Origin of the sequence: Hymenobacter rubripertinctus (assembly GCF_003583925.1) — a bacterium.
GTDB lineage: Bacteria > Bacteroidota > Bacteroidia > Cytophagales > Hymenobacteraceae > Hymenobacter > Hymenobacter rubripertinctus.
Map to the genome: position 1 here is coordinate 1 of NZ_QYCN01000038.1, position 14,687 is coordinate 14,687.

Genomic DNA, 14,687 nt, shown 5'->3' on the forward strand with positions numbered 1-14,687 from the left:
CGGCACGGCCTGAATCTGTTGCGCCAACTCACCCGGCCACATACGGCCCCTGACCAGCCGCTGGCACGCAAAATTCTGAACCTACTGGATGTATTTAGTCGCTATCTTGCTCGTGGACAACCCACTAAAATAGTAGGGTAGAGTAGGCCTCTGCCTCCTGAAAATCCTTTTTAAAGAATACTAGAGTTAATTCTCCGGGACTTTTGAACGATTGAATGCTCCACAACCGGGCCGCAAGCTTCGCCTCGCGCCACGGCTATTTTGCACAGGTCCTGAAAGGCAACGCAAGGGCACGAATTGCTGCGCATATAGCCCGGGCTTCACTCCGCGAGGCCGCCCAGGCGCACCCGGAAGCCCACCTGGCTGGACGCGCGCGCTCCCAGCGGGGGCTGCGCATAAGCTCCGAATTCCGCAAAACTGGTCCTGATTCCGGCCTCGCCGTAAACCCCCACCTCCTGCCCGGGCTGGGCCAGCGTCGGCACGGCCAAGCCGGCCCCCAAGCGCAACCGACTCTGAAAAAAACCTCCATAAGCGCCGCCCAGATACAGGTTAGGGTTGCCCAGGCCCCCGAACTCGTCGGCGTAGCGGAGCAGGCCGTGCCAGCCAGTGAGCTGGCCGGCGCGGGCCCGCAACTGCGGAATCAGGCGGCCCGGCCGCTGGCCCTCGGCCCGGAAGTCGCCTAACTGGCCCGCCCACACGCCCAGGGCTGCTCCGAAAAAGCGGCCGTCCACGGCCACGTAGGGGTTCAGGCCCCAAAGCGTCTGGGACCCGGAAACGCGGCCCTCGAACTGGCGGCCGGTGCCCAGGCGCAGGCCCAGCGTAAAATCGGAGTCATAGTCGGCATCGGTGTAGCGCCAGCGGTTGCGGCGGGCCAGGCCCACCCCGGCCCCGGCGTAGCGGTAGTAATCGGGGACGCGGCCGGCCAGACCGTAGGCGCAGATGAGCAGCACGTTCTGGCTGCTGTGGCCGGTAGCCGGGCGGGCCGGTTCAGACTGGGCACTGGCCACGATGGACAACAGCAGCAGGCCCGCAGTGGCGTAGCACAACCCTCGCCGCGGCGTGATAAGGCGGCAAGCAAGAGGGAAAACCGCCAAGCGCAGGGAGCCGACCCGCATGGCGCGGTTCAGAAGGTGGGTCAAACGGAGTTGGAGTTCCACCTTAACGCAGTTGGTAGCCCAGGCGCACGTTGGCGCTGAGCAGGTCGCCGGGGAAATAGGAATAGGTGCGGCTTTCAATGCCACCAGCCAGACAAAGGCGCTGGTTCAGCACAATATCTAAGCCCAGTCCCCAGTAAGCTGTCGGTTTAAGCAAGCGCTCAGTTTCGTACTGCGGGGAGGTCACAACCGTGACCGTGCCGTCGCGGTTGAGGTACTGGCCCGGGTAGCGCACCAGATTCGTGACGCGCCCCGCCACCAGGCCCGGCCCCAGCGCCACGCGCAGCGCCAGCCGCTCCGGATGGCGGGACGTCCGCACGGCCAGCGCCCCATCTACCATAAATGCGGCGTACTGCTCGCCTGGGTTCTTGTCGGGTTCCCGGGGTGCTTTATCTGCCTCGAAAAAGCCAAGCTGGGTCTGGAGGCTGAAGAGAGAGGTGGCGGAGAAGGGCCGCTGAAACCCAACCGTGGCCAGGGTGCCGGGCCAGCCATCGTTGGTGTAAATAGCCCGCCCGAGGCCCGCATACGCCGTAAGTGGAACAACAGGCTTGGGAGCCGTTGGGGTTTGGGCCAGCACGGCCGCGCCGGATACTAATGCCGGGAGCATAAGTAAGAATGAACGCACAAGCGGAGATAAATGAGGGGGAAAAAGATTTTCCGCGCTCTACAAGGACTGTGCCTGCTTGCCCGCCTAAGAATCCAACGCGGGCATTGGCGCAGAACGCGCCGCTGTTGTTTTGCCGTACTGCACGATATTCTCAATCATGCCCTTGAAAATGACCGAGTGGAAGGGCACCATTGCGTACCAGTAGAGCCGGCCGGCCAGGCCGTGGGGGCGGAAAGCGGCCAGCTGCTCGAGGGTGTGGGAGCCGTCGTCGTTGGGCAGGATACGGAACTGGAGCCAGGCTTCGCCGGGGAGCTTCATTTCGGCGTAGAGCAGCAGGCGATTCCCGGCCCGGTCGGCCACCAGTACCCGCCAGAAATCGAGCGGGTCGCCGGCGCGCAGGTCGGTAGGCGAGCGGCGGCCCCGGCGCAGGCCCACGCCACCGGCCAGCTTGTCGAGCAACCCCCGCAGGCGCCAGAGCCAGTCGACTTTGTACCAGCCCCGCGTGCCGCCGATGCTCCACACGTTTTGCAGTACCTGGGCGGGGGGGCGGGTAAAGCGCAGCGTCTGCCGGTCGCGGAACAGGCCGAACTGGGGCATCTGGATGTGGTCCATGAACTGCTTTTCCATCACCCCGCTGCTCAGCGCGTCGCTCCAGCTGCTCACCACTTCGTTCTGCTCAATGCGCTGGAAAGCCAGCCGTACGGCCGCGTCGTAGCTCATGCAGGCGTGGGGCACCAGGGCCGAGATGCTGCGGGCCGGGTCGGCCACGGTGTCGTTGCGCAGGCTCTCCACCAGGCTCTGGGCCAGCGAAAACGTGGTGCTCGTGACCAAATACAGCCACCACGACGAGAGCCGGGGCGTGAGCACGGGCACCGTGAAGATGTAGCGCCGCAGCCCCCGGGCCTCGGCCAGCCCGAGCAGCATCTGGCGGTAGGTCAGCACATCCGGCCCACCAATGTCGAAGGAGCGGCCCCGGCAATCGGGGTTGTCGAGCACCTGCATCAGGTAAAACATCACGTCGCGGATGCCGATGGGCTGGCAGCGGGAGTTGAGCCAGCGGGGCGTCACCATCACGGGCAGCTTCTCGACCAAGTCGCGGATAATCTCGAACGAAGCCGAGCCCGAGCCGATGATGATGCTGGCCCGCAGCACCGTCAGGCGGGCAATTTCGGCCTTGCCGAGAACCTTTTCTACGGCCTTACGGGAGCGTAGGTGCACGCTCAGGGCGCGGTCGTTGGCAATGCCCGAGAGGTAGATAACCTGCCGGCAGCCGGTGCCGTTGAGGTAGCCCACAAAGTGGCGGGCCGATTCCTGCTCCAGCCGGAAAAAGTCGGTGTCGTGCCCGCTCATCGAATGCACCAGGTAATAGGCCACATCAATGTCGAGCGGCAGACCGGTCAGCGAATCGGGCCGGAGCAGGTCGCCCTCGGCCACCGTGATGCCGGCGCGCAGGCGCTCGGGAAACTCGAAGCGGCGGGCGTCGCGCACGAGGCAGGTAACGTGGTGGCCGGCCTCGACGAGCAGCGGCAGCAGGCGCTGGCCGATGTAGCCGGTGGCCCCGGTGAGCAGGATGTGCATGGTCTGGAGCTGTTGGCTGGTGGCTATTAGCTGCTAGCTGGTGCGCAGGCAGCCCGGGCCAGGGGCTACGCGCCGGGGCCTCCGTAGTTCAACTACGGAAACAGGGGAGAGGTTATGGGAAGAAGGGGCGCAGCTAGGGTTGGAAGTAAGAAACGTCATTCCGAGCATGTTGCGCATCAAGCAAAGGATTGAGGAATCTCGCGGCCAATGGGAATGCTAACGTTGAGGTACTTTGGCAACATCAGCACGCGAGATTCCTCGGCTCCGTTGCGCTGCGCTCGGAATGATGTTTCTTCTTCTCACTTCTCACTTCTCACTTCTCACTTCTCACTTCTCCTTGTGCTTGGGCCGCCGCTTGCGCCTGGCTGCGGCTTTGTCGCGCTCCACCTTGCGCACAGCCCGCAGCAGCAGGCGCTCCTCGTGGCGGGCCAGCAACTGGCGGCGCACGAAATGGGCCAGCTCGGCCAGCGACACGAGGCGGGTAGTGCGCAGGAAGCCCAGGATGTCGCGCCGGCGCAGCGTGCTCACGCCGGGCAGGCCCTGGGCGAGCAGGAACTGCTTGATTTCGGATACCCGCAGCAGCCCCGCCACGGCGGGGCGCTCCACGGTGGCGTTGTAGGCGGCCGGGCGCAGTTCGCGCAGCCCTTCGGCCGAGGCCACCAGCACACCCACCCACGCGGGCAGCTGGGGCAGCAGTTTGGGCACGTGCTTTTCGGTGACCACGAACGTGACGAAATCGTAGGCCCGGCCGTAGCAGGGCAGTTGCCGGGGCACCCGTTGCAGCGTATCGGCGTCGCCCTTGAGCTCGTAGCCGTGCATGAACTGCTCGGTAATGTGCACGACGTCGGCGCGGGTAGTGCCGGTGGGTAGCTCATCAATCCAGACGCCGCCCAGCAGCCGGGGGTACAGAAAAGGGCGGATATCAGCGTCGTTCATAGGAGCAGCGCGCGGCAGTACCTGCCCCGGCAAAGGTTGGCCGCAAAACCGAAAGCAAAGGCAGCCAGGCGTGCCACAACGCGCCTGGGCAGCGGTTGACCGGGGGCGGKGGGGGTTTGCCAAAAATGCCCGAGGGCATCGGTCAGCGGGGGCGCGACCCGCGCAAACACCTTTTCTTCAGGGGCAATTCTACGCGAAGATAGCATCTGCCCCGGGTACTGCCCCACCTGAACGCGGGTATTCCCCTACCGGGGATTAACTCCGGATGGTGAAAACCATACGCCAACCCAAAAACCGCTCTAGTGGCGGTAATTGTCTCTGTTCCGGCCCTGCGGCCCACGCGTGAGCAAGTCCTTCGCTCACAGAGCCTGAAAAAGACGAGGGCGTAAACCCATGGGTACACCCGGTTTGGCCCGAACGCAAAAAAGCCTCAAAAACTGCATCTGTTGCCAGATGTACAGCTTTTGAGGCTTGCTTTAGGGGAAGAATCCAGTCCTGCCCTAGTACCCGGAGCCGGAATCGAACCGGCATATCTTTCGATATCGGTGTTTGAGACCGACGCGTCTACCAGTTCCGCCATCCGGGCGCTTCAAACCGTTCCGACAGGTAGCTTAGGAACGGGCTGCAAACTTAGCCAGAGATTCCCGAATGCGCAATAGGTAGCGCTTTTTCAGGTAGTAGGTCCGCACCTGGGCCAGCGCGGCGGGGCGGGCCTCGGCCGGCAATCCTTCGTAGCCGCTCAGTACCGGTTCTATCCCCGCTTCCAGCGTAGCGTTCAGCTGATTAACTTCCGTTTCGACGCTGGCTACTACGGCCGGATCAGGCTCAAATTCCAGCTCCATGAGCTGCTCGTTGAGGTCCATAACTTCCATCAAAAAATCGGGTGGCAGCGCTTGTTTGCCTTCCTCCAGCAGATGGTGGCGGCCCAAAATATAGGCCATGCGCTGATCGGGGTGGCTGAGGGTGCGGTAGGCATCGGTGTTGCGGGTGGCCAGGTCCAGGATTTCGCGCTGGCGCCCGGGGCTGGCCGTCGCATGAAAATCGGGGTGAAACTCGCGGCTCAGGGCGTAATACTGGCGTTTCAGCGCTGCTTCATCGGGGCGGAAGGACTCGGCCAGGCCGTAGAATTCGAAGTAATCGGGAGTGGACATAAGCAGGAAAACAGGTGAACGGGCCGCCGCAAAGGCCCCGGGACCAACCAGGGTCCGGCGGGTTTGGTTACGCGCCGGGAACTGGGGGCAACGCGGCGGGCTGGACCGAGAAGGCCAGGGGCGGGGCCGCGAACAACGCTTTGGTGGCGGGCCATACCTGCCCGAACAGCGCGGAGCGGCGGTAAGCGTTGAGGGCCTCGGCCGATTCCCAATGACTATGGGTGCAGTACACCTGGGGCTGGTCGGCGTCCTGCCAGAGTTCGAGGAACCGGCAGCCCGGCATCTGCCGGATCTGGTGTTCCGACTCCTGGAAAATCCGCAGAAAGGCCGGTACGTGTTCGGGGGCAAACGTGAGGCGTACAATTCGGATGAGCACAGGCAGGGACTAAAGTGGAGAAAGGAGCGTAAAACGGGCGGGGCGGTGGCCGGATCAGCCGCGGTTCAGGCCAGGACTTTCGCAGAAACAGGCCGCTTCTGCTACCGCCCCGCACCCCGGGGGGGTAGCAGAAGCGGCCTGAAGAACGGCCAGCATGACATGCTATTGGTTAACAGAATGCCTGCACGAACAGGAGGCTTCTGCAACTGGCCGGCCCCGGTTTTTATCCCCCTACACGGTGAACCGCACATCTACCTGGGAGTCGAAATGCAGGCCCAGCAGCTCCGACGCGTTGCCTTGGTTGATGCCGATGCAGAGGCGGTCCTGGCTGTTGAAAATGCAGACGGCCTCGCCGGGGTCGGCGGCCTGGAAGTGAGGCGCGATGTCGCGGACGGTTTCGCGGGCGAAGTGAATGGCAAAGGGCCGGTCGCGGCCGATAACCTCCATGGCCGGGCGCGAAATGTCCGTAATCAGGTTGCCGTAGTGATCCACGTGCACGACGTGGCCGGTAATGCGGTTGTCCTGGAGGCGCAGCTGGCGGTTGAGCAGCTGGTAGCTGTCGGTGGTGAGCGGCCCCAGGTCGGTGAGTGCGTGCCCCCGGGCCAGATGCACGGCGGCCGGGGCCAGCAGGTCGCGGGTGGGTGAGGGCGAGGCCGCCTGTCCGGCACCCAGCACCACGAGCTCTTCGGGCGAGCCGTCGCAGAGCAGGGGCAGCAGCCCGTTATCGGCCGAAACAAAGTAGTGGCCCCGCAGGCGGGCCGCGTGCCAGGCCGCGCGGGGCGCGCCCAGGTCGTTGACGCCGACCAGGTGAACTGTGCCGACCGGAAAATCGGCGTACACCGCGCCCAGCACGTGCACGGCGTGGGCGATGTTGAACGGCTCGATGCCGTGGGTGATGTCGAGCACCGGCACCTCGGGAGCCAGGTGCAGGATGCGCGCCTTCACGGCGGCCACGTAATGGTCGCGGTAGCCGAAATCAGACAGAAACGTAATCAAGCCCATGACCGGAAATTCGGAGTTATTCGTACTATTGCCACACCCCCTCGGGGGGCGGCAAAAGTAGGCCTTTTGCCGCGAATCAGCCGCGGCAACGTTAAGCGGGCTTTTTCGGTTATAAGCAGTACCGGTCCCGCAACTGCGGGCTAACCGGTTGTTTTTCTTCTCAATTCGCTTTTAAATTCCCTCAGTTTGGTCGAAAAAATCATCACGCTGGAAAATGTGTCCCTGGTTGAGTTTCTGGGGGCCGACAATCAGAACATCCGCCAACTCGCGGCTGCCTTTCCGGGCAGTAAAGTTATTTCCCGCGGCAACGAAATCAAGATTCAGGGCCAGCCCGCCGTGATTTCCCGCATCAACGAAATCCTCTCGGCCCTGATTGAACACTACCACCAGTACGGCACCATCACCGATAAAACGGTGAGCCAGTACCTGTCCTCGGCCGATGAGGACCTGGAGGAAGCCCGCATAGCCGCCTCGCCCGACGTGATTCTGTTCGGGGCTAAAGGTGGCGTGATCAAGGCCCGCACGGCCAATCAGCAGCGCCTCGTGGACGCCGTGATGCACAACGATTTGGTGTTTGCCCTCGGGCCGGCCGGTACCGGCAAAACCTATATTTCGGTGGCGTTGGCCGTGCGCGCGCTCAAAAACAAGGAAGTCAAGAAAATCATCATTTCGCGCCCCGTGGTGGAAGCGGGCGAAAGCCTGGGCTTTCTGCCCGGCGACATGAAGGACAAGGTGGACCCCTACCTGCGGCCCATTTACGACGCGCTGGAAGACATGCTGCCGCCCGAGAAGTTCAAGTTCTACCTCGAAAACAAGACCATCGAAATTGCGCCCCTGGCCTATATGCGCGGCCGCACGCTCAACAACGCCTTCGTACTGCTCGATGAGGCCCAGAACACCACGCCCTCCCAGCTCAAAATGTTCCTGACCCGGATGGGACCCCAGGCCAAGGTGATGGTGAACGGCGACCGGAGCCAGGTTGACCTGCCTACCAGGCAGAAATCGGGCTTGAACCAGGCCCTCGACATTCTGCGCGACGTGCAGGGCATCGGTTTCATTGAAATGACGGCCGAGGACGTGGTGCGCCACCGCCTGGTGAAGCAGATTGTGCAGGCCTACGACCAGTTCGACGTGGACGAGGAGCAGGAGCGGGCCAACCAGGCCAACCGGCCCGTGCGCCCGGCTCAGGCCTACCGCCGCCCCAGCGGCCCCGGTCCCGACGCGCCCGACCCCGGCAAACACCCCGACGCCCGCCCCGAAGACGACGGCACCAAGCTGCCCGTGAACCACGAGCAGTAGAAAAGAACGGCCCATAGAACCCGTCATTCCGAGCTTGCCGAGGAATGACGGGTTCTTTTGAGGTTGTTGATGACAGAAAAAGCGGCTGCCTTCAACTGGGGCAGCCGCTTTTTTGTGCCAGGGTAACGGCCGGATGCCTATTTTCGTGGGTCCCGGACTTCCCGCTGCTGAGCAGGAATATATTCTCCTCCTGCCCGGCTCACGCATCCACCGGGTTACTCCTTCATTCACCCCATGCAAGTCCACCGCATTACCTCCGAAGAGGACCTGACGGCCGCCCTGACCATTCGCCGCACGGTGTTCGTGCTGGGCCAGAACGTGCCTGCCGACCTGGAAAACGACGCCCACGACCGCACCGATGCCACCCACTACCTGGCCCGCACGGCCGCCGGCCAGCCCTGCGGCACGGCCCGCTGGCGCCCCACGGCCCAGGGCGTGAAGCTGGAGCGCTTCGCCGTGCTGGCCGATTACCGCAACCAGCAGGCCGGCGCGGCCCTGCTCGCCGCCGTGCTCTACGACGTGCGCGCCGCCCATCCCGCAGCCCTCGTGTACCTGAACGCCCAGCTACCGGCCGTGCGCTTCTACGAGCGCCACGGCTTCAAAAAAGTAGGCGAAAAGCTCGTAGAGGCCGATATTGAACACTACCGGATGACGGCCCCGCAGTAGGGCGAACAGATAACTGGACCGCGAAAGTCCGTTTCGCGACGAGCAGAGCGCGTATCGGGTCCTGGGCTGACAGGACCTCTCGCGTAGAAACGCGCGTTGCCGGTCGCAAAAAGGACTTTCGCAGGACAAGTGGGGCGCTTGGTGGTTTGCCGTAATTTCAGCACTTTGACCAGCAGATAATGAGGTAGTTGTAGCACTGTTTTCCGGATTCGATATGGAGGTGAAATGGGCTCCGAATGCCTTTGTCCGGCTGGTGCTGCCGCTGATGGCGGGCATCCTGACGTATCTGTATTTCGGACCGGAGTTGCCCGTGCTCTGGCCGCTACTGGCGGTGCTGACGGCCGCCTTTCTGGGCGGGCAACTCTGGGCAGCACGGCGGCCGGGACCGGGCGCTACCGATGCGGCGGGCCTGCTGGCCCTGACGGCTTTGTACGTGGCCGGGCTCACGCTCACCCAGCAGGCCACCGAAAGCCGCGCCCCCGACCACCTGTACCGTTTCGGGCAGCAGATTGAGTTTTACCGGGCTGTGGTGGACGATTACACGGTGCTGCGGCCGGCCACCTACGCTACCACCGTGCGGGTGTCGGCGGTGCGGGTAGGGGGGCGGTGGCGGCCGGCGGTGGGCGGCATCCGGGTTTCTATTCCGCGCACCGATACGCTGCCCGTGCCCCGGTACGGCGACGTTTGGCTGGTGCGGGGCGCGCCGGCCCCGAGCAAGGCCCCGCTCAACCCCGGCGAGTTCGACTACCGCCGTTACCTGCACTACCACCAGATTTACCACCAGCACTTCATTCACCCCGATCAGTACCAGCGTATTGCCGTGGAGCCCCCCAGCCTGCTACGGGCCGTGGCCATGCGGGCGGCGCGGGCCGTGGAGGGCGTGTTCCGGCAGTACGTGCACGCCCGCCGCGAGTACGCCCTGGCCTCGGCCCTGGTGCTGGGCATCAAGGACGACGTGGACCAGCAGACCAAGCAGGCCTACGCCAACACCGGCACCACCCACATCATGGCCGTGTCGGGGTTGCAGGTGGGGCTGCTGTTCGGGGCCGTGAGCTGGCTGCTGGGGCTGCTGCCGGGCCGGCGCGGACCGCTGTTTCGCCTGCTCACGGCCCTGCTGGGGCTGGCCGTTATCTGGAGCTACGCCTTCCTCACGGGCCTTTCGGCCTCGGTGCTGCGGGCGGCCGTGATGTTCTCCTTCCTGATTGTGGCCCGGGCCACCGACCGGCAGACGTCGATGTACAACCTGCTGGCCGTGGCCGCCTTCGTGCTGCTCTGCTACGACCCCTACCTGCTCTGCGACGTGGGGTTTCAACTCTCCTTTCTGGCCGTGCTCAGCATCGTGTATCTGCAACCGCGTATTGCCCGTTGGTGGGAGCCGAAGGAGTTCTGCCTCGACCGGCAGCGGCCCTGGCAGCCCCCGCTGGTGCAAAAGGCCTGGAAGGGGCTGGGCGTGGCCCTCGACTGGACCTGGCAGGCCACGGCGTTGTCGTTGGCGGCGCAAGTGGCCACGTTTCCGCTGGGCCTGTTCTACTTCCACCAGTTTCCGCTCAGCTTTTTGCTCTCCAACCTCGTGGCCGTGCCCATTTCCAGCCTCGCCGTGTACGTGGGCATCGTGGTGCTGCTGCTCAAGGGGCTGGTGGGGCTGGTGGGCCTGGTTTCCGGCGGCGCGGCCCACGCCCTCGATTACCTGGTGCAGGCCGTGGCCTGGGTGTTCGAGTGCATGATCTGGTGCTTCAACGAGTACATCTTTCTCATTGGCCGCCTCATGCCGGGGGCGCTGGTGGCGGGCATCCACATCACGGCTCCCCAGGCCTGGCTGATTTTTGCCGTGATTCTGGCCCTGCTGGCCTTTTTTGCCCTTAAAAAGCTTTCCTGGCTGATAACGGCCTGCACGCTGCTGGGCGTGTTTGCCGGCAGCCGGGTGTGGGCCGCCCGCCAGCTGGCCCCCGATGAGCAGCTGGTCATCTACAGCATTCCGCGCCGCTCGGTGCTGGGGTTCTGGCAGGGTGCGCAGGCCGATATCGTAACCCTGGACTCGTTGGCGCTATCCGAAACGGAGCGCACCTACCGCATCGTGCCGGGCAGCATTCAGCGCAACGCCCGGCGCGTAAGCTACTGGCCCGGCTGGCGGGGCAGCCCCGTGCCGGCGCGGGTAGCCGAGCCGGGCCTGCTGCTGCTGGCCTGGCGGGGCCGGCCGCTGGCCGTGCTCAACGGCCGGCTCAGCGGCGCCACCCGGCCCGTGCCGGGGCTGGCCGCCGTGGTGTTGCGCCGCAACGCCCGCGTGAACCCCGAAGAGGTGGCCGCCGTGTTCGGCAAAGCCCCGCGAATCGTGTTCGATTCCTCCTGCAAAAGCTGGTACGTGGCCCGCCAGGACTCTGTATTTCAGGCCGCTGGCTTCCGCACCCACGACGTGGCCCTGCACGGGGCGTTCATCGTTCGGGGAGGGCCGTAGAAAGGGCGGGGCAGGAGGTTGACCGAATCCGCCGGCCGCTTTATGTCGGTAGTTCGTATTATAGTAGCATCAATTTTGCTACGTTTGGCTTTCGCGCCCCATTTCTTGCCAGCTGAGCCCGTTTTCCTTGTCCGGTGCTCCCCGCTGCTATTTCTCACCGCTCTTACCCCCTGACTATGGAAGACATGCCCACTCAGGAACTGGAAGACCTTCGCTACATCCGCTACGATGTGCAGGATTCCATCGGCTATATCACCCTGAACCGCCCGGAAAAACGCAATGCCCTCAACGCCAATGTGGTGTCGGAGCTCAAGCAGGCCTTTGGCTTTGCCGAAGACGATGAAGCCTGTAAGGTTATCGTGCTCCGGGCCGAGGGCGACGTGTTCTGCGCCGGGGCCGACCTGGCTTACCTGCAGGAGCTCCAGAACTTCGGCTACAACGATAACCTGGCCGATTCGACCCACCTCATGCAGCTGTTTCACCAGATTTACACCCTCAACAAGGTCGTAATCGGGCAGGTGCACGGCCATGCCCTGGCCGGGGGCTGCGGGCTGGCTACCATCTGCGACTTCGCCTTCACAGTGCCGGAAGCTAAATTCGGGTACACCGAAGTGAAAATCGGATTTCTGCCGGCCATCGTGAGCATTTTTCTGCTGCGCAAAATCGGGGAAACCCGCACCAAGCAGCTGCTGCTCACCGGCGATGTGATTTCGGCCCAGAAAGCTATGGAGTACGGCCTCGTCAACTTCGTGGTGCCCCGCGAGGAGCTGGCCGACAACGTGTACCAGTTTGCGCGCCGCTTGTGCGTCGAGAATTCGGGGCAGAGTATGGAAGTGACCAAGGAGATGCTGGCCCGTATTCCGGAAATGCCCCTCGAGGACAGCCTCCGCTACGCCGCCCGCATGAACGCCGACGCCCGGGGCTCCGACGACTGCCGCCGCGGCATTGCCGCCTTCCTCAACAAGGAGAAGCTCACCTGGGATAATTAACCACTGAGCCAATCCGGCGGCCTGCTGGCCCGGCCGGAAAGTCAGAAACCGCAGCAAGGCAATCATTTCCGGAATCAGGTCCGGAAACGGTTGCCTTGCCGCGGTTTCTGGCACCTGGGGTGGCGGGGGCAAACTCCCGGAAAATGCGTATACTCCCTCTGCTTACCTTCCGCACTCTTTTCCGGAGCCTTTTTGGGGCTCCCGCTGTTTCCTTTACGTGACTGACGCAACCGCTACCCCCGCCCGCCCCGACCTGCTGCGCATCCCCTACGATGACTACCGCGCCCTGCCGGCCATTGCCAACTCCGACCTCTCGCGCCTGCGCGATGCCCTGAACGGCCGCCCGCCGCGCCCCCATACCAGCGTGGGCGGGGCCCTGGGCCTGGGCACGGCCTTCCACACGGCCCTGCTCGAACCCGACTTGTACGAGCCCGGCCAGCCTGGCATCAACGACACGCTCATCTGGTGGATGGTGGAGGGCGTGCAGCTGCACCCCGAAATGAAGACCCTGCTGGAGGTGGGCACGCCCGAGCCCAGCTGCGTTTTCACTGAGCCCGTGACCGGGACGCTTTGCAAGCTGCGCGCCGACCTCGTCATCGACCATCCCGGCCACCCTTATACCGTGGTGGACTTCAAAACCACCATGGCCCGCGACCATAACCACTTCGTGGAGCAGTGCTCGAACTACGACTACGACCGGCAGGCCGCTTTTTACGCCGATGCTACGCAGGCCGAGCGGTTTCTGCTGGTGGGCGTGCAGAAAATGGAGCCGTTCAAGGTGTTCGTGTACGCGGTGCCCCCGCTGATGCGCTCCGAGGGCCGCGCCAAATACCTGCGCCTGCTGCGCCTGTTGAGCCCCCAGGAACCCGTGCCACTATCGGTGGTGCAGGCCGTGCGCGACGTGCGCGCCGCCCTCACCGGCGACGACGCCTGAGAAACGACTGCCCGAAAGTCTGACCCCGCACTGCCACTGCCAGTAATTAGGGATTCAGCGTTTATTTTGCTGGAAAATACCACACGAAATTGGCGCACACAGCAGGAATGTTGAGCGCCAGTAGTACGAGTGCTGAAAATATAATGCAGCGCATAGTTGGTAGTGTACAGCTAACCGGCTATACTTGCATACCCTTGACGAATAACTGAGCTTGAACAATGCGTCATTTCCGCAATAGCCGCCAGCATAATAACTCGAATAATACTCTTATTCGGGACTGGAAGGCTATTGCTCCTTTGGAGAAACGGAAAATCAGTAATTGTTTTTCTTTTGAAGCCTTCCTTAACCGGAAGGCTTTTTTTATGCCCGTGCTATTCGGTTGCCAATAAAATAATTGGCCGGATACCGTATCGCCCGGTGCGCATAATTTCCTGATTCGCAAAAAAAACTCCCAGCGGGAGCAGGGAATCTGTGTGCCTTTTTCAGAATAAAAAATTTAAAAAACAATATAAACCCCCCAACCATGAGCGTGCAGCAATTATTGCAAACAGAGGAGTCCATCGGGTTTGTGAAGGAAACGTTTGTGCGGGAGCTGACCAGCCGGCTGCACCTGAGCAAAGTATCCGCGCCCATCGTCGTGCTCGACGGTACTGGCCTCAACGACGACCTGAACGGGGTGGAGCGGCCGGTAGGCTTCCCCATTAAGGCCCTGGCCGAGCGCCGGGCCGTGGTGGTGCACTCGCTGGCTAAGTGGAAGCGGGTGCGCCTGCACGAGCTGGGTATTGCCGCCGGCCGCGGCCTGCTCACCGACATGCGCGCCCTGCGCCCCGACGAGGAGTACTCACCCATTCACTCCATTTACGTGGACCAGTGGGACTGGGAAAAGCGCATGGAGGCCGCCCAGCGCACCCCGGAGTTTCTCCAGGCCGCCGTGGCGGATATTTACGAGGCCCTGAAAGCTACCGAAGCCCAGGTAGCGGCCGAGTACCCGGAAATTACGCCCGTGCTGCCCGGTCGTATCACGTTTCTGCACGCCGAAGACCTGCTCCGGCAGTACCCCGGCCTCACGCCCAAGCAGCGCGAGCACGAGGCCGTGAAGCAGTACGGCGCGGTGTTTCTGATGGGCATCGGCGGGGAATTGAGCCACGGCGAGCCCCACGACGGCCGCGCCCCCGACTACGACGACTGGAGCACCGAAACCGCCGCCGGCTACCGGGGCCTCAACGGCGACATCCTGCTCTGGCATCCGGTGCTGCAAACGTCCTTCGAGGTGTCGTCGATGGGGATTCGGGTGGACAAGCAGGCGCTGGTGCGCCAGCTGGCCCTGCGCGGCTGCCAGGACCGGCAGGAGCTGGCCTTCCACGCCCGTTTGCTGAACGATGAGCTGCCCCAGAGCATTGGCGGCGGCATCGGCCAGAGCCGGGTGTGCATGTTTATGCTCCGCAAGGGCCACATCGGGGAGGTGCAGGTGAGCATCTGGCCCGAGGAAGTACGCGAGCAGCTGGCCGGGGCCGGCGTGGCGCTGCTGTAAGAACAGCCGGAA

Annotated in this window: 13 protein-coding genes and 1 tRNA gene; 6 read left to right on the plus strand and 8 right to left on the minus strand. The window is 63.4% G+C overall.

Translation table 11 applies throughout. The features are described from left to right. Positions 1-320: 320 nt before the first annotated feature. The 8 genes from D0T11_RS18290 to D0T11_RS18325 all read right to left on the minus strand — a co-directional run bounded on the left by D0T11_RS18290 (position 321) and on the right by D0T11_RS18325 (position 6,804). A complete protein-coding gene (locus D0T11_RS18290) occupies positions 321-1,139 on the minus strand; it encodes a hypothetical protein (RefSeq protein ID WP_147374721.1) in 819 nt (272 codons plus the stop codon). A 19-nt stretch (positions 1,140-1,158) separates the two neighbouring features. After that, the gene (locus D0T11_RS18295; RefSeq protein ID WP_119657255.1) at positions 1,159-1,761 is read right to left on the minus strand and encodes a hypothetical protein; all 603 of its coding nucleotides are present in this window, start codon (positions 1,759-1,761) and stop codon (positions 1,159-1,161) included. Between the two features lie 84 nt (positions 1,762-1,845). Then, on the minus strand, positions 1,846-3,339 hold the full coding sequence (locus D0T11_RS18300; RefSeq protein WP_119657256.1) for an SDR family oxidoreductase: 1,494 nt from the start codon (positions 3,337-3,339) through the stop codon (positions 1,846-1,848). 327 nt (positions 3,340-3,666) lie between these two features. Further along, positions 3,667-4,275, minus strand: a complete 609-nt coding sequence (locus D0T11_RS18305; protein WP_119657257.1) for a sce7726 family protein — start codon at positions 4,273-4,275, stop codon at positions 3,667-3,669. A 504-nt stretch (positions 4,276-4,779) separates the two neighbouring features. Then, positions 4,780-4,861, minus strand: a tRNA-Leu gene (locus D0T11_RS18310). Positions 4,862-4,886: 25 nt separating this feature from the next. Next, entirely contained in the window at positions 4,887-5,426 is a 540-nt protein-coding gene (locus tag D0T11_RS18315; protein ID WP_119657258.1) for an iron-sulfur cluster co-chaperone HscB C-terminal domain-containing protein, read from the minus strand. Positions 5,427-5,493: 67 nt separating this feature from the next. After that, positions 5,494-5,802, minus strand: a complete 309-nt coding sequence (locus tag D0T11_RS18320) for a putative quinol monooxygenase (RefSeq protein ID WP_119657259.1) — start codon at positions 5,800-5,802, stop codon at positions 5,494-5,496. A gap of 231 nt (positions 5,803-6,033) precedes the next feature. Further along, positions 6,034-6,804: an SAM hydrolase/SAM-dependent halogenase family protein gene (locus tag D0T11_RS18325; RefSeq protein WP_119657260.1), complete on the minus strand. Its 771-nt coding sequence runs from the start codon at positions 6,802-6,804 to the stop codon at positions 6,034-6,036. A 186-nt stretch (positions 6,805-6,990) separates the two neighbouring features. Here D0T11_RS18325 and D0T11_RS18330 point away from each other — a divergent pair, with 186 nt between their 5' ends. The 6 genes from D0T11_RS18330 to asnA all read left to right on the plus strand — a co-directional run bounded on the left by D0T11_RS18330 (position 6,991) and on the right by asnA (position 14,675). Next, positions 6,991-8,103 carry a PhoH family protein gene (locus tag D0T11_RS18330; RefSeq protein ID WP_245991013.1) on the plus strand — a complete coding sequence of 371 codons (1,113 nt, stop codon included), beginning with the start codon at positions 6,991-6,993 and terminating at the stop codon, positions 8,101-8,103. A gap of 234 nt (positions 8,104-8,337) precedes the next feature. Further along, positions 8,338-8,769, plus strand: a complete 432-nt coding sequence (locus tag D0T11_RS18335; protein WP_119657261.1) for a GNAT family N-acetyltransferase — start codon at positions 8,338-8,340, stop codon at positions 8,767-8,769. A 214-nt stretch (positions 8,770-8,983) separates the two neighbouring features. Further along, a complete protein-coding gene (locus tag D0T11_RS18340; RefSeq protein ID WP_119657262.1) occupies positions 8,984-11,221 on the plus strand; it encodes a ComEC/Rec2 family competence protein in 2,238 nt (745 codons plus the stop codon). A gap of 176 nt (positions 11,222-11,397) precedes the next feature. Then, positions 11,398-12,210 (plus strand): enoyl-CoA hydratase/isomerase family protein, encoded by an 813-nt coding sequence (locus tag D0T11_RS18345; protein WP_119657263.1) that lies wholly within the window; start codon positions 11,398-11,400, stop codon positions 12,208-12,210. Between the two features lie 217 nt (positions 12,211-12,427). After that, on the plus strand, positions 12,428-13,144 hold the full coding sequence (locus D0T11_RS18350) for a PD-(D/E)XK nuclease-like domain-containing protein (protein WP_119657264.1): 717 nt from the start codon (positions 12,428-12,430) through the stop codon (positions 13,142-13,144). Positions 13,145-13,667: 523 nt separating this feature from the next. Beyond that, the gene (asnA, locus tag D0T11_RS18355; RefSeq protein ID WP_119657265.1) at positions 13,668-14,675 is read left to right on the plus strand and encodes an aspartate--ammonia ligase; all 1,008 of its coding nucleotides are present in this window, start codon (positions 13,668-13,670) and stop codon (positions 14,673-14,675) included. Positions 14,676-14,687 lie beyond the last annotated feature (12 nt).